Here is a 14,843-nt window from a genome sequence, read left to right on the forward strand (position 1 = left end):
AGAACGAAACCATGAAGCTTCCGCAGATTATCCGTTTCGCCGATTATTTGAAGGAAACCCCCTCCGAAGCCGTGCGTACCGTGCTGCATCAAGACCAGCACGACAATATGGTGCTGTGGCAGATTCCGCCGCACACTATGTTGCCAGCCCACCGCCACCCGTGTGGTGTGGACATCTGGATTGTGCTGCAAGGAGAAGCCGAGCTGGTGGACGACGCGCAAAGCGGCCGCACCATCCGCGCAGGTGAGAGTGTAGTAGTGGGCGACCACCAAATCCACGGTGCCCGCAACAGCGGCCAGGAAGACTGCATCTTGGTTTCGATTATCAGCCCGAAAGCCGGATTCGAAAAGGCATAACCGTTTTTCAGGTAGCCTTAAGAGCCAAAAGGAAGGCTACCTGAAAAAGACCAATCATTTAAGGAACACATCATGAAAATCAGAGCACAAGTCGGCATGGTGCTGAACTTGGACAAATGTATCGGCTGCCACACCTGCTCCGTTACCTGCAAAAACGTATGGACGAGCCGCGACGGTGTGGAATACGCCTGGTTCAACAACGTTGAAACCAAGCCCGGTATCGGCTTCCCGAAAAACTGGGAAGACCAGGAAAAATGGAATGGCGGCTGGGTACGCAAACCCAACGGCAAACTCGTGCCCAAGCAGGGCGGCCGTTTGAAAATCCTGTCCAACATTTTCGCCAACCCCAACCTGCCGCAAATCGACGACTACTACGAGCCGTTCACCTACGATTACGAGCACCTGCAAAATGCCCCGCGCATGAAAACCCCGCCCACCGCGCGGCCGATTTCCGTGCTCACCGGCAAGAAAATGGACAAGGTTGAATGGGGTCCCAACTGGGAAGACGACTTGGCCGGCGAATTTGAAAAACGCGCCAAAGACACCCTGTTCGAAGGCATCCAAAAAGACATGATGGGCGCGTTCGAGCAGACCTTCATGATGTATCTTCCGCGCCTGTGCGAACACTGTCTGAACCCGACCTGCGTCGCATCCTGCCCGTCCGGCAGCATCTACAAACGCGAAGACGATGGCATCGTGCTCATCGATCAAGACAAATGCCGCGGCTGGCGTATGTGCGTATCCGGCTGCCCGTACAAAAAAATCTACTACAACTGGGTGAGCGGCAAAGCCGAAAAATGTATTTTCTGCTACCCGCGCATCGAAGCGGGCGAACCCACCGTTTGCTCCGAAACCTGCGTAGGCCGTATCCGCTATCTGGGCGTGCTGCTGTATGACGCCGACAAAATCGAAGAAGCCGCTTCAGTAGAAAACCCGCAAGACCTATACGAAGCGCAGCTGGGCGTGTTCCTCGATCCGCACGACCCCGAAATCCAGCGCGAAGCCCTGAAACAGGGCATCAGCCAGAGCTGGCTCGATGCGGCGAAAAAATCGCCCGTCTACAAAATGGCGATGGAATGGAAAATCGCCTTCCCGCTGCACCCCGAATACCGCACGCTGCCGATGGTATGGTACATCCCGCCGCTCTCCCCGATCCAATCCGCCATCGAAAACGGCTTGGTGGGCGAAAACGGCATCATCCCCAGCGTGGACGAAATGCGCATCCCGCTGCGCTATCTGGCCAACCTGCTGACCGCCGGTAAAATCGAGCCGATTAAAGACGCGCTGGAACGCATGATCGCCATGCGCCGCTACAAACGCGGCCAAGTGGTACACGGCGAAACGCTGGAGCAAACCTTGGACGGCACCGGCCTGACCCCGGCCATGGTGGAAGACATGTATCAGATTATGGCCATCGCCAACTACGAAGACCGCTTCGTGATTCCCACCAGCCACAAAGAACAGGTGGAGAATACCTTTGAAGACAAAGCAAGCTGCGGCTTCTCCTTCGGCAACGGCTGCTCCGGCGGCTCGGACGGCATGACCAAAGAAAGCCTGTTCGGCAAGCCAAAAGCTTCGCCCATCATCTTCTTCGACCGTCGTAAGGACTTGGAAGAAAACCGCGAAAAAGGGGTGCGCTGATGCAGGGCAATCCGGTATACAAATTCTTCTCGGCGCTGCTGTGCTATCCGGAAGCCGAATTGGTAGAGGCGCTGCCTGAATTCCAGGCAGCACTCGACCAGATGCCCGAATTAGCCGCACACCGCGAGGGTTTGCAAGCGTTGCTGGATTATCTGGGCGGCAACAGCCTGCGCCATATCCAGGAGGAATACGTTTCCACCTTTGACCGCAACCGCCTGCATGCACTGTATATTTTCGAGCACGTTTTCGGCGAAGACCGCGACCGCGGCAGCGCCATGGTGGATCTGTTGGAAGAATACCGCAAATACGGCTTCGAATTGGGCGACGACGAACTGCCCGACTTCCTGCCCGCGCTGCTGGAATTTTTCGCCCATATTCCGCCTGCCGATGCGCAAAAACTGCTCGGCGATGCCGTGCACGTGATCAACCATATCGGCAAAAACTTGCGCACCGCCGGTTCGCCTTATGCCGTCGTGCTGGAGAACATCGTGGCGCTCAGCCCTGTCGAGCCGCAGCCCCTAACCGAGCCGCCCGTGCGCGATATGGACGAAGCCATGGAAACCTTCGGCCCCGACGTATCCGGTATCGAGCCCCTGCTCAAGCCGAGCATCCAAACCGTACAATTTTATCCAAAAAGCAAGTAAGCATACCTGCTTGGGAGTTTTGATATGAGTAACCTGCACTTCTTCTTCTTTGCCATCTATCCCTATATTTGTTTGGCAATTTTCTTCTTCGGCAGCCTCGTGCGCTTCGACCGCGAGCAGTACACCTGGAAGAGCGACTCCAGCCAGCTGCTGTATGACGGCCAGCTGCGCTTGGGCAATATCCTGTTTCACGTTGGCGTATTGGCTGTGTTCGGCGGCCACTTTGTCGGCTTGCTCACCCCGCTGTGGGTATGGCACGCCTTGGGCGTGAGCCATGCGGCCAAACAGCTCTTGGCCATGACCGCCGGCGGCATCTTCGGCACCATGGCGCTGGTCGGTCTGCTGATTCTGATCAAACGCCGCTTCACCATCGACCGTATCAATATCAACAGCACCTGGCGCGACAAGCTGCTGCTGGTGTGGATTTTGATTACCCTCGTGCTCGGCCTCTCCACCATCTGCGTGAGCGCAGGCCACATGGACGGCCACGAAATGACCCTGCTCATGCAGTGGGCACAGCACATCGTTACCTTCCGTGGCGTAGAAGCTGCCAGCTTCATCACCGATGCGCACATCCTCTTCAAACTGCATATGTTTATGGGCATGACCTTCTTCCTCATCTTCCCGTTCACCCGTATGGTGCACGTGTGGAGCGGTTTTGCCAGCGCACTCTACGTATTCCGTCCCTGGCAGCTGGTACGCCGCCGCTAAGGTAATATTTTCAGGTAGCCTTCCAGGAGGCTACCTGAAATTTTTATATAGTGGAGTAAAATGAGAATGGGAAAAGGCGGCGAGCCATAGTGCAGTATGCGTAATACGGCAAGGCGAGCCAACACAGTAGCATTCTTATTTTCATTCACTATAGAACCATAAAGGACACCACGCTCATGATTGATCACGAACTCTGGCAAAACGCCTCCGACAGCGACATCATCGACCACATCCTGCCGCGCTACCACGACACCCACCGCCGCCAGCTCGATGAGCTCATTCCACTGGCCGAGAAAGTGGCCGGCGTGCATGCAGGTAAGTTCCCCGCCGAGATGGTTCCCCTGTTGCACACCATCCAAGGCGAACTGCTCAGCCACATGATGAAAGAAGAGCGCATCCTGTTCCCCATGCTCAAACAAGGCGCCGGCCGCGCCGCCGCGATGCCCGTGCGCATGATGATGCATGAACACACCGAGCACGATGCCGCCATCGAACGCCTGTTGGAAATCACAGACAACCTGCAAGCCCCCGCCGATGCCTGCCGCAGCTGGCAGCAACTCTACAGCCTGGCTCAAGAGCTGGTGGATGACCTGCGCGACCACATCGATTTGGAAGACAATATTCTGTTTGCCCGCGTGTTGGCGTAACTCCATAAAATGTAGAAAAGGCTACCTGAAAACGGATTTGCTGTTTTCAGGTAGCCTTTTTTCTGCCCAACGGTTAGCGGGCCGCTTGGCGGGAGCAGGTCTGAATAGCGGCGTTGGGGGGAGAAAGCTTATCGGCCTTGGGTGGTTTTAGCTTAAAGGCAGCTTATTGCAGCAAGGCTACCTGAAAAATATCCCGCCCTTTCAATGGAGTATTTTTCAGGTAGCCTTTTGTGAAAGCGTGGTACTGACACCGAATACAGGCAGCTCACATCTCCAAGGGATCGATATCCACCGACCATCTGGCCGCGGCAAACTGCCGTGCCAGCGTGGCGAGGGCTTGCTGCCATAGGGAGACTTGGCGGTGCAGCGCTTTGCGGTTTGGGCTTTCCAGAAACACCTGGGCGCGTTCGCGGCCGGCGAGTTTGGCCAGCAGCATGGGTACCGGGCCGAGGCAGAGCACTTCTTTGGCTTCGTTTTCCGCACTTTCAGGTAGCCTTTGTTGCGCCACCCATTCGGCGGCTAGGCGCAACATTTCCAACGCATCGGCCATATTGGCGGCATCGGCGCGGATGGTGGCGGTGTGGGCGAAGGGCGGCATATCGAAACTTTCGCGCTCGGCCAGCTCGCCGGCGGCGAAGTCGGCATAGTTTTGCCGCAGCAGCGTTTGATACACGCGATGCTCCGGCAGGCGGGTTTGGATGAACACGCGGCCGGGCAGTTCGGCACGCCCGGCGCGGCCGGCCACCTGCATCAGTTCGGCAAACAGCCGCTCGGGGGCGCGGAAATCAGCGCTGTAGAGGCTGCCGTCGGCGTTGAGTACCAGCACCAAATTCAGGCGGGCGAAATCGTGGCCTTTGGCCAGCATCTGCGTGCCCACCAAAATATCCACGCCGTTTGCGGCGATGCGTTGGTAGAGCCGTTGCCAGTCGCCTTTGCGGGCGACGCTGTCGCGGTCCACGCGCTCGATTTTGGCCCCGGGCAGTTGCGCGCGCAGGGCTTCTTCCACCCGCTGCGTGCCGATGCCCACGGCGGTGAGGTCTTGGTTGCCGCAGTCGGGGCATTTTTTCGGAATCGGCGCCGCCAGGCCGCAATGGTGGCAACGCAACTGGTGCGCAAGCTGGTGCAGCACTAGTTTGGCGGAGCAGTGCGGGCAGCCGAAGGTGTGGCCGCAGTCGCCGCAGAATAGGGCAGGGGCGAAGCCACGCCGATTGAGGTACACCATGCTCATGCCGCCGGCAGCGTGATTTTGCTGCAACAGCTTGAAAGCAGCCGGGCTGAAGCCTTGGTCCAAGGGCTCGCGGCGAATGTCGATTAGGTGGATTTCGGGCAGGCGGGCGGCCGCGCGGGCGCGTTGCGGCAGGCTGAGCAGGCGGTAGCCGCCGCTTTGCGCCTTGTGCCAGCTTTCCAGCGCGGGCGTGGCGCTGCCTAGCACAATCGGGCAGCCGGCTTGGCGTGCGCGCCACACGGCCAAATCGCGGGCGTGGTAGCGCAGCTCGCTGTCTTGCTTGAACGAGGAATCGTGTTCTTCATCCACCACAATCAGCCCTAAATCCGGCAGCGGCGTGAACACTGCCAACCGGGTCCCCACCACCAGTCGCACCCGGCCGCACATGGCTTTCAGGTAGCCTTGGGTACGTTCGCCGGCGGCGGTTTGGCTGTGCAACACGGCAGTCGGCACATCGGCAAAGCGCTGTTGCAAACGGGCGATAAGCTGCGGCGTGAGACTGATTTCAGGCAGCAGGAACAACACCTGTTTGCCCGCCGAGAGCGCGGCAGCCATGGCTTCGAAATAGGTTTCGGTTTTGCCACTGCCAGTGATGCCATACAGTAGGAAGGGGGCAAAACCCTGCGCCTGTGCCACCGCATCGGCCGCGGCCTGCTGCTCGGGGTTGAGCGGCACGGGCGAGGGCGGAATCGGCATGTGGGTGGGCAGAGTGCTAGTTTCGGCTGTCAGCCAGCCTTGCGCTTGCCAATCGGCCAGCTGGGCGGCGGCCTGCGGCGCGATGGTGCGGGCGGTGCTTTGGCTTACCGTGCTCTCCAGCAGCGCCTGCCACAGCGCGGCCTTGCGGCGATGGTGCGGCGGCGGGGATGACTGTTGTCGCCCCAAATCGGTGAGCGAAAAATAGGTTTCCGGCTGCGGCAACGGGCAGGGCTTGGCTTCGCGCAGGCCGGCTGGCAGGGCGGTGAAGGCGGTTTGGCCGATGGGGTGGTGATAATAACGGGCAGTAAATTCAATCAGTTCGCGCCAGGCTGCGGGCAGCAGCGGTTCGTGTTCAAACACTTGCGCGAGCGGGCGGATTTTGTCCGGGCTGATTTCTGGTTCTTCGCACGCGCCCCACACGATACCGGCCACGGTTTTGTCGCGAAACGGCACGGCCACGCGCACTCCGGGCGCGGGAATACGGTCGGCACGGTAGGTAAGCAGCGTGTCGAGAGGAACATTGAGGGCAACTTGGCAGTAGGGCACGGCGGTTGGGAGTGAATGAATAAGGAGACGGCGGGTATTGTACCTGAAACAGGAAGGGCTACCTGAAAGCGCACTTCTCTACGGAGCTAACGCGTTAGTGCAGTGAAAACGGCAGCATGGTTTCAGGTAGCCTTTGGATAGTGCGGGCAGTAAACTAGGCGTATTGTACCAACGGAGAATCAGGCTACCTGAAAACTTTTGCCGCAACGCAGCAAAATAGACTACGGCAAGGCTGAAGCAATTTCAGGTAGCCTCTCATTTAAAACTAAGGAAACCGATATGACTGCCACTTTGGAAGTATGCCAAGCCGATATCACCACGCTGGCGGTGGACGCGATAGTCAATGCCGCCAATTCTTCGCTATTGGGCGGCGGCGGAGTGGATGGTGCGATACATCGCGCCGCCGGACCGGAGCTGTTGGCCGAGTGCCGCCGGCTGGGCGGCTGCCGCACCGGTGAGGCCAAAATCACGCGGGGCTATCGGTTGCCGGCGCGCTGGGTGGTGCACACCGTCGGCCCGGTATGGCGCGGCGGGCAGCATGGTGAAGCGGCGCTGTTGGCCGCAGCCTATGCCAATTCGTTGCGCCTGGCTGCGGAACAGGGTGCGCAAAGCATTGCTTTCCCCTGTATCAGCACCGGCGTGTATGGCTACCCCGCACGTGAGGCGGCAAAAATTGCAGTGCAGGCTGTGCGCGAAACGCTGCCGCAATGCCCGCAGATGCAGCGTGTGGTGTTCTGTTGTTTTTCACAGCAAGATGCGGCACTGTACCGGCGATTGCTGGAGGCTGCCTGAAAAATTCGGGCAGATACGCAGTGCACATTTGGCATTAAGCAGGCAAAATCGGGTGCATCGCCAAAACAGATTGCTTGGATTGTTGGCGGGAAGTATCGTTTTGGGCGGCTAAATGCAGGTTTTTGGTGTATTTATGGCGAAACTTGCTATAATCGCGGGCGCGTTGCGTCGGCAGGCGGCAAACCTGTAATTGGAGCTTGTGGTTTGGAAAGAATAGAGAGCAAGTAGCCTTTACTTGAAAGAAAAGGCCTGTCTCAAAAGCGCCGCAGGCAGATTAAGAATTACCCGCTAAGAGGAATCAATGATGCGCAGCAAACTTTGGAGCTGGCTGCAAGTTGTTTATCTGATTATTCTTGCTATCCTGCTGTGGCATTTCACCAGGCAAGCTGGCAGTAGCCAAGACTTCTTGGTTTATATCCTTGCCCTACTCTTGGTATATGGCCTCTACGATTGGATGATAAGCCGTGCCCACCGTGCCGCCCTGCAAGCATTCCATAATAACCCTGCTGCCCGTCAATGGCTGGCTGAAAACCTGAGTGGCGTGCGTATTACCGATATCAAAGCTATCCGCTCCCGTTTTGGCCTCTCTTTGCGTGATGCCGTTGCCGTGTTAGACGAATACCGGCAGCAAAAAAATTAAATGGCCGGGCGCCGCATTTGATACATTTGATGTCAAATAGCCTGCCTTGTGTTACCTGAAAATTTCCGGAGCAGCCGGTGCTCCTTTCGATACGCCGGCCACAGCGGCATGCCGTCGGCTCATCAGCCAAAATTGGCATGCTACCAAACTAACCTTAATAGGAGATTCATCATCGCACAAGAACGCGAAGCACGGATCAACGGCGAAATTCACGCCAAAGAAGTGCGTTTAATCAGCGGCACGGGTGAGCAGCTCGGCGTCGTAACCGTGAAAGAAGCCCTGGCCATGGCCGAAGAGCAAGACGTGGATTTGGTGGAGATTTCCCCCACCGCCAAACCGCCTGTCTGCAAGCTGATGGACTACGGCAAATATAAATACGAGCAGTCGAAAAAACGCGACGAAGCCAAGAAAAAGCAGAAGCAGGTGCAGATTAAGGAAATCAAATTCCGCCCCGGCACCGACGAAGGCGATTATCAAATCAAAATGCGCAACGTTACCCGCTTCTTGACCGATGGCGATAAAGTGAAAATCACCCTGCGTTTCCGCGGCCGCGAAATGGCGCACCAGCACTTGGGCGCGCAGCTTCTGGAGCGTGTGAAGGCCGATTTGGCCGAAGTGGCCGCTGTGGAACAGTTTCCGAAAATGGAAGGCCGCCAGATGGTGATGATGGTTGCACCCAAGAAGAAGTAACCGTATAATTCGCCGTTTTCCGTTCCGCCGCACGCGGGAAACGGCTTCAATGTTGTATGTGCGGCATAAAACCGTGGTTTCGGGTATTAAGCGCGGCCTGTTGCAGGCAGCCTCCCGATGCCTAATCCGATAAACCAATGGAGTTTTCCCATGCCTAAAATGAAAACCAAATCCAGTGCGAAGAAACGCTTCAAAGTGCTGGGCAACGGTGGCATCAAACGCGCTCATGCGTTCAAACGCCACATTCTCACCAAGAAAACCACTAAGAACAAACGCCAGCTGCGCGGCACCGCTATGGTGAACGAGCGCGACGTGGCTTCTGTTCACAAAATGTTGCCCTACGCTTAAAGGAGTCTGAAATATGCCACGCGTAAAACGCGGTGTAACCGCACGTGCCCGTCATAAAAAAGTATTAGTTCTGGCCAAAGGTTATCGCGGCCGTCGTAAAAACGTCTACCGCGTTGCCAAACAGGCGGTGATGAAGGCAGGCCAATATGCCTACCGCGACCGCCGCCAGCGCAAACGCCAGTTCCGCCAACTGTGGATTGCCCGTATCAACGCCGGTGCCCGCCAGCACGGCCTGTCTTACAGCAAATTCATGAACGGCCTGAAACGCGCCGCTATCGAGCTGGACCGCAAAGTATTGGCTGACTTGGCTGTATTCGACAAAGCTGCTTTCGCTCAGCTGGTTGAAAAAGCCAAAGCTGCTTTGGCTTAATGCCTAATTGGAAAATCGGCCGGAATCTTCCGGCCGATTTTTTATTGTGCTGGAAGTGTAGAGGGTGCTTAGGCTTTAGCTTCGCAGAAACTTGGCCTTGGCTACACCAAGCTGTCGGCCGACCTCGTTGAAGAAACCGTTTTCAGGTAGCCTTTGGGGCAGCGGCCAGCAAAACGAATTGTCCAAAGCCAATCGGCAGCGTATAATCCGTCTTCCTTTATCTGGGGGCGACCTTGGTTTCGACGGGGGTTGCGAAGCAGATGCGGGCATACCGGGGTCTCAGATTTCCCGTAAAACACTGAATTTAAATAGTCGCAAACGACGAAACTTTCGCATTGGCCGCCTAAGGCCTGCCGTTGCAGCAGTTGGTCAATGGGCTGTGTAGCGTAAGCTACCGCAACGTCATTCTACATTGACTGGTTTCCCGTCGGGTTACTTGGCGGGAAATGAGATTTAAGGTAACTGGCTCCCAAACAGCCTGTCTGTCGGCGGAATGGGGGTGAGATTCTAAGTTGGCAAGACTAAGTATGTAGAACGCTTTGTAGAGGGCTTCCGGACGGGGGTTCGATTCCCCCCGCCTCCACCAATACCCAAAATCCCAACCCTCATCGGCTGGGATTTTTTTGCCCGTTCCCCCAGTGTTGGCGCGGTTTCCGGGCCTTGCCTTGCGAGCGCCGCCCCTGCGAAGTCGACGTTTTTGCCCCCCACCGACGCCTCTCTGTTCTCCGTTTTCTCTGGTGGCCACGCGATCGTTCCCAAGGTTATTTCCTTTGCTGACGCAGGTTTAGAGGCGGTCGTTTGTGGTTAGCAACTCCTGTAGCGGTGGCGACCGAGTGCCAAGCGGCCACAAAAAAACCGTCCGCAGGCGGTTGCTGGCGCTGGGTGCAACGCGCTCACCCGGGTAGCTGGATGCGTTGCAGACTGAGGGACATACGGGTGCTGTGGCTTCCACCCTATAGCTCGGATTTCAACCCGATAGAGAAGACATGGGCATGGATCAAACGGTTGAGGAAACAATGGCGGTTGGCTGATGTGAATGCCCTGCTGTTTTGGTTCTTTACTCTCGTTACTCTTTATTAGCAATTTGACTATAGATGATCAATCGTCCAGTTTCGGAACGTCCCAGTCCGCCGGGCGCGCTTCGCCGGTCTGGTAGAACTGCTTCACCAGCTTCACGTATTCCAGAAAATCCCGGTTCTCTGTAGCCAGTCGATTGGCCATGTCCCAATCGATTTCGTCACGCTCGCGGGCCGGTATCAGGACCTGACTGTCGGCAGGGTTGTCCACGTCCAGCTTGATGAAACCGATGCCGTGGGCGGCGAACAACATCCGCAGTTCCTTTAGAGTATCGGTGCCGCCGATTTCCGCCGTCACCAGATAGCCAAAGTTGGCCCACAAAGAATTCGACACTGCCTGAAAAAAACACTCGCGCACGTTCGAACGGTTGATCAACAGCTTGGCCTCGAACGACCACAACTTGGTGCGCTTGTCGGAATACTGGTTGACGCAGTCCCGCACCTCCTGATGCCAGTCCGCACCCAAGTCTTCCATGCCAACCACGTCCGGGTAAAGCCAGCGGTTCCCGTTCGGGCCGCGCTTATTCGATGAACGCTTCTCATCGATGCGCTTGGAGAATACGCTAAACTCCTCCCACAAGTATTGCGACAGCAGCGGGTACAGCGCGTGCTCGTCAATTTTCAAAATACTCGCATCTGCAGTCGTCGATGTCCCCTCGCTTTCGGCAGCCGCCACTTCGGCGCTGTCCGAGCGTTCCGAAAAGTAGTAACGGCGCGGCCGTCCTTCTGTCGTTTTGAGTCCCGGATGCTTCGTTTGCATACGCGGGCGCTGCGAGCTGATTTCTGCAACTAGCTGCTGCACCAAATCCGCATCGGACTTTATGTAGTCGCCACGGCTGTTAGCACGCTTTTCCTGGCACTCATCCGGGTATGAAGCGAACACCCACTCGGCGATCTGCCGTGCAGTGAATTTCTGCTCGGGCCGATCCTTCAGGTAGCCAATGACGGCCTTTGCAAGATTGAGTGTCATGTCTCCCCCCTCAGAGCCGGAAAAGTTTCTTGATTTCGTTCTCTGCCGTTACCGGCATCTCATCTTTCTCATACTGACGAACATTGGCCACGATGGTTTTTGCTCGGGTGATCTCGTCGTTCACCCATTGAGCGTATGAAGAACTTGTATTCAGATTATCGATAACCGTGAAGAAATAGTCCTTCTGGTTTGCCTGAAACCAGAAGCTCAGGCTGCAGACCCATTTCTCCATCTCGAAGGAAGATCGAAACGGAAACCCTGCGGTCGCATTCCAATACTTGAACAACCGAATGGATGGCTTGATCAGCGACTTGTTCTCTTTGTTCTTTGCCTCAAGCGTTGCGTTGAAATCATTCGGGTTGGTCGTCATCCAACTGCCAGAGCCATCCGGAATCTGCAGCTCGCCGAGCCAGGTCGTAGTTGCGGGAACGAGGTCGAACTTGATGTGGTTCAGCTCCAGGACAATGGTCGGACTGGACTGACGGATATCCGAAGATTTGTAGTAATTCTCGACAAAAGCCTTCAGCCGATTCAGATAAGTCTGAGGCGTGGCGTTGTTCTCGCTAAACACGATCATGTAATCAATATCCGAACGCTCATCCATAGAGCGCGGAAGAATCGTGCCTCGAGTCGACGAACCGAAGCGGAAGTGCTGCTTGATTACGCCACTGCTGAAATGCTGGCCAAGCCGGGTTTGCAACGTGGAGATCGATGTCGTGATCAACGACTGCTCAGCTGTGGAGAGCACGGCACTACTGGCCGTGTCCGTCAGAAAACTCAATACCGACATTCTGTCATTTCTCCTTATCTACTTTGTGGGTGGCTTCGCCTTCTTCGATCCCTTTGCGAGCTGCGACAAATGCGCGCCTTGGAATACTCGGGCTCTTCTGGTTCAGCTCATTGCGTGCAGACGAAAGCGCCTTCAATCTCTCAGGAAGCTCGTCCAGCCGATCTGTCTCAAGCAGTTCGATCTCACGAAAAAAGCGGGCTTCATTTCGAAGAGCCAAGAACTGTCCGGCAGCTGCCCGGTGCATTGCAGCGCGCTCGTTCGGCTTGAGAAAGGTCATCAATCCCGTCAGCAGCGACGCCAGCAAGGTGAAGGCACTGGCCCACTCGGGTTGGCTTTTAACCAGAGTGGCACCTGCAATCGCACCAAGAGCGGTTGCAGGCACACCAAGCCAGTAGTTGCGCCGAACCCATGTATCTTCGGCGTTGAAATGCCCCTTGCTCGAATACAGGGCGTCTTCTTCCAGTCGCTCAGCCTCTCTGCAAAGCGCAGAAATCTTGGCTTGATCCTCTGGCGATGTCCCAGTCATCACGTCCTCCCGCACCAATTCGTTCTCATGCTGATGCTCCAGTCTGTGGCGGAGCCTTCGGCGGAATCGCGCCCTGCTGATAGGTCGCATCGAAAACGGTGTCCGTCAGCCAGCGCTTGAAGTTGGGGTTGTCGCTGAACTGCTTGAACAGTTCGGTGTGGTCGGACAGCAGCTCCAACACCACACGGTTGAGCGCCTTGTCGTGCTCTAACTTGGCGTTCTGCTTGTCGGAGTTCGCCTGCGCGTTCTGGTAGGCCTTGTCCTGCGCAACACGTGCCGGGATCTCCTCGGCGATAACCTTGCGGATCTTGTCCTCGTCCTTCCACTCGATGTTGCCGAAGAGGTCGTTGAAGGTCTTGATGATCGCGGAGAGTCTGTCGATGTCGGCTTCGCCCTTGCCGCCACCGCCACCCGGCGGCACTGGCTCGACGGTTGCGTCGGCATCGTCCATCGCCATCTTCAACGCCGCTTTGGCCTCAACCCGATAGCTGTCCATGTCGATGGTCTCCAGCACCCCCTTGGAGAGGTCTTTTTCCTTGGGCGCGGGCAATTTCGGGATGAGGAAGTTCAGGAAGATCGACAGCTTCTCCCACATCGGGTGACCGTAACTCAGGATCGCGGCGAGGAAACCGTAGCTGCGCACAAAGGCCTTCGCCTTTCCCTTGAACTTGACCTGATCGTCCTCGCCGAGCTGGTCGGTGTACTCGACCACGCACGCATCGAGGATCGGATCGAGTTTGTCCCGGTCTGCGCCGCTCAAGTAAAGCGTCACCAAGTCTTCCACCTACTGCCAGCTATACACCTGCTGCCCGTCGAGTTCAGCCTTCAGGTCGTGCAGCTTGTTGGCGTCGGTTTCGCCGGTCTGTATGGTGGCGCGGTAGTAATCCTGGAACGCCGCCTTCACTGCCTCGGCATTGTCGGCGAAGTCGAGCACGAAGGTGTCGTGCTTCTGTGGATGCGCCCGGTTCAGGCGTGACAGGGTCTGCACCGCCAGCACGCCCGCCAGCGGCTTGTCCACGTACATCGTGTGCAGCAAGGGTTCATCAAAGCCGGTGACGAACTTGTTGGCAATGATCAGGAATCGATACGGGTCTTGCTTGAGATTGGCCGGAATGTCCTTACTCGGAAACCCGTTGAGATCAGCCTCGGTCTTCTTCTGCCCGCCAATCTCGAAGTCGCCCGAGTAGGCCACGATCGCCTTGTACGGGCTCTTGATCTGGGTGAGGTAGTCCGACACCTCGCGCCAGTAGTCAATGGCCCGCGCGATGCCGTTACACACGATCATCGCCCGCGCCTTGCCACCGATCTTCTGTTTACCCGCCACCTGCGCTATGAAGTGATCGACCATGATCTCGGCCTTGCGGCGGATGGCCTTGCGGACGCGGGTTCGGTTCCGTATTCCGCCACCAGATTTCCTTTCATAAAACTTGTTTGGGCAGCCTTCGGGCTGCTGTTTTTATGTACTAGAAGTGTTTGGCGGTTTTAAAAAGGCTACCTGAAGGTTTCAGGTAGCCTTTTTTTAGTGAATTAAACTAAGAATGCTGCTGCGTTGGCTCGACTAGTCGTATTGTCTGCGGTTGGCCGCTTTGTTCCATCCTCATTTTCCTCTATTCGGTTGGATAAGGTTTTGCTGCGGCCAAACCGTTTTCTTTATGCCAAACGCGTGATGCAGTTTGAAGGATGTGGTTGATTACAGAGATCTTCGGAAATACCGGCCAATTTGGTGAGTACGGCAATTCACGCGCCATTTGTTGCTGTTTTGCCAATAATAATCCACGATGATGCCTTGGTTATCAGTGTAGAAGATGCGGTCTTGGTTTTGGCCGTAGCAGACGTCGCTATAGTAGTTGGTAATGATGGGGCCGTTTTGACTGCTGCCTTCGTATTCACGGCCGCCGTAGGAGTAGTAAGTATAGCGCCAGAGGTAGGCATAGCGATTGTTTCCCGATTTGACTCTACCTTCTGTCGGTTCGACGCCATAGGATTTGATAACGGCATCGATGGGTTTGCCAACAAAGCGTTTCATACGTGTGTCTAGGCTGGCACAGCCGGCAGTGAGGCAAACGAGGCCGGCCAGGAGGGCGGTGCTGCCGATGGAGATTGGGGAGGGCATGATGTGCTTTCTGATGGTGGAAATGAGGGGCGGAATGATAAAAAAGGAGTAGGCAAATTGGC

Annotated in this window: 18 protein-coding genes and 1 other RNA gene; 12 read left to right on the top strand and 7 right to left on the bottom strand. The window is 56.3% G+C overall.

Annotated features, from left to right (window positions below):
- Positions 1–11: 11 nt before the first annotated feature.
- The 5 genes from CKV94_RS06585 (at position 12) to CKV94_RS06605 (ending at position 3,999) form a co-directional block, all read left to right on the top strand.
- Positions 12–356, top strand: coding sequence for a cupin domain-containing protein (locus CKV94_RS06585; protein ID WP_003823939.1), 345 nt, complete (start codon positions 12–14; stop codon positions 354–356).
- 72 nt (positions 357–428) lie between these two features.
- A complete protein-coding gene (gene narH / locus CKV94_RS06590; RefSeq protein ID WP_003823940.1) occupies positions 429–1,997 on the top strand; it encodes a nitrate reductase subunit beta in 1,569 nt (522 codons plus the stop codon).
- Positions 1,997–2,641: a nitrate reductase molybdenum cofactor assembly chaperone gene (gene narJ / locus CKV94_RS06595; RefSeq protein WP_003823941.1), complete on the top strand. Its 645-nt coding sequence runs from the start codon at positions 1,997–1,999 to the stop codon at positions 2,639–2,641. The genes narH and narJ overlap by 1 nt, the downstream gene beginning before the upstream one ends.
- Positions 2,642–2,665: 24 nt before the next feature.
- Positions 2,666–3,352, top strand: a complete 687-nt coding sequence (narI, locus tag CKV94_RS06600) for a respiratory nitrate reductase subunit gamma (RefSeq protein WP_003823943.1) — start codon at positions 2,666–2,668, stop codon at positions 3,350–3,352.
- Between the two features lie 176 nt (positions 3,353–3,528).
- Positions 3,529–3,999 (top strand): hemerythrin domain-containing protein, encoded by a 471-nt coding sequence (locus CKV94_RS06605; RefSeq protein WP_003823944.1) that lies wholly within the window; start codon positions 3,529–3,531, stop codon positions 3,997–3,999.
- 265 nt (positions 4,000–4,264) lie between these two features.
- Here CKV94_RS06605 and CKV94_RS06610 read toward each other — a convergent pair whose 3' ends face one another.
- Entirely contained in the window at positions 4,265–6,466 is a 2,202-nt protein-coding gene (locus tag CKV94_RS06610; protein ID WP_003823946.1) for a primosomal protein N', read from the bottom strand.
- Positions 6,467–6,745: 279 nt separating this feature from the next.
- Between CKV94_RS06610 and CKV94_RS06615 the strand changes: the two genes are divergently transcribed.
- From CKV94_RS06615 to CKV94_RS11590, 7 genes are all read left to right on the top strand, one after another.
- Complete coding sequence (locus tag CKV94_RS06615; RefSeq protein WP_035580710.1) at positions 6,746–7,258, top strand: O-acetyl-ADP-ribose deacetylase; 513 nt, start codon at positions 6,746–6,748, stop codon at positions 7,256–7,258.
- 304 nt (positions 7,259–7,562) lie between these two features.
- Positions 7,563–7,898, top strand: a complete 336-nt coding sequence (locus CKV94_RS06620; RefSeq protein ID WP_050754447.1) for a hypothetical protein — start codon at positions 7,563–7,565, stop codon at positions 7,896–7,898.
- A 168-nt stretch (positions 7,899–8,066) separates the two neighbouring features.
- On the top strand, positions 8,067–8,588 hold the full coding sequence (infC, locus tag CKV94_RS06625) for a translation initiation factor IF-3 (protein WP_088383949.1): 522 nt from the start codon (positions 8,067–8,069) through the stop codon (positions 8,586–8,588).
- A gap of 150 nt (positions 8,589–8,738) precedes the next feature.
- On the top strand, positions 8,739–8,936 hold the full coding sequence (gene rpmI, locus CKV94_RS06630) for a 50S ribosomal protein L35 (RefSeq protein WP_003823953.1): 198 nt from the start codon (positions 8,739–8,741) through the stop codon (positions 8,934–8,936).
- Positions 8,937–8,949: 13 nt separating this feature from the next.
- Positions 8,950–9,306, top strand: coding sequence for a 50S ribosomal protein L20 (rplT, locus tag CKV94_RS06635; RefSeq protein WP_023888029.1), 357 nt, complete (start codon positions 8,950–8,952; stop codon positions 9,304–9,306).
- Positions 9,307–9,529: 223 nt separating this feature from the next.
- Positions 9,530–9,892: a transfer-messenger RNA gene (ssrA, locus tag CKV94_RS06640) on the top strand.
- A gap of 323 nt (positions 9,893–10,215) precedes the next feature.
- Entirely contained in the window at positions 10,216–10,386 is a 171-nt protein-coding gene (locus CKV94_RS11590) for a transposase (RefSeq protein WP_080543247.1), read from the top strand.
- 18 nt (positions 10,387–10,404) lie between these two features.
- Here CKV94_RS11590 and CKV94_RS06650 read toward each other — a convergent pair whose 3' ends face one another.
- The 6 genes from CKV94_RS06650 to CKV94_RS06670 form a co-directional block, all read right to left on the bottom strand.
- Positions 10,405–11,352: a COG2958 family protein gene (locus tag CKV94_RS06650; RefSeq protein ID WP_003823956.1), complete on the bottom strand. Its 948-nt coding sequence runs from the start codon at positions 11,350–11,352 to the stop codon at positions 10,405–10,407.
- 10 nt (positions 11,353–11,362) lie between these two features.
- Positions 11,363–12,142, bottom strand: coding sequence for an SMODS domain-containing nucleotidyltransferase (locus CKV94_RS06655; RefSeq protein ID WP_003823959.1), 780 nt, complete (start codon positions 12,140–12,142; stop codon positions 11,363–11,365).
- A gap of 4 nt (positions 12,143–12,146) precedes the next feature.
- A complete protein-coding gene (locus CKV94_RS06660; RefSeq protein ID WP_003823960.1) occupies positions 12,147–12,668 on the bottom strand; it encodes an SLATT domain-containing protein in 522 nt (173 codons plus the stop codon).
- A 25-nt stretch (positions 12,669–12,693) separates the two neighbouring features.
- A complete protein-coding gene (locus CKV94_RS11375; RefSeq protein ID WP_197696254.1) occupies positions 12,694–13,440 on the bottom strand; it encodes an HsdR family type I site-specific deoxyribonuclease in 747 nt (248 codons plus the stop codon).
- 12 nt (positions 13,441–13,452) lie between these two features.
- Positions 13,453–14,016, bottom strand: a complete 564-nt coding sequence (locus CKV94_RS11380; protein ID WP_003823962.1) for a type I restriction enzyme subunit R domain-containing protein — start codon at positions 14,014–14,016, stop codon at positions 13,453–13,455.
- 342 nt (positions 14,017–14,358) lie between these two features.
- The gene (locus CKV94_RS06670) at positions 14,359–14,781 is read right to left on the bottom strand and encodes a hypothetical protein (protein ID WP_035580716.1); all 423 of its coding nucleotides are present in this window, start codon (positions 14,779–14,781) and stop codon (positions 14,359–14,361) included.
- Positions 14,782–14,843: the final 62 nt, after the last annotated feature.

Source organism: Eikenella corrodens, assembly GCF_900187105.1.
GTDB classification, from domain to species: domain Bacteria; phylum Pseudomonadota; class Gammaproteobacteria; order Burkholderiales; family Neisseriaceae; genus Eikenella; species Eikenella corrodens.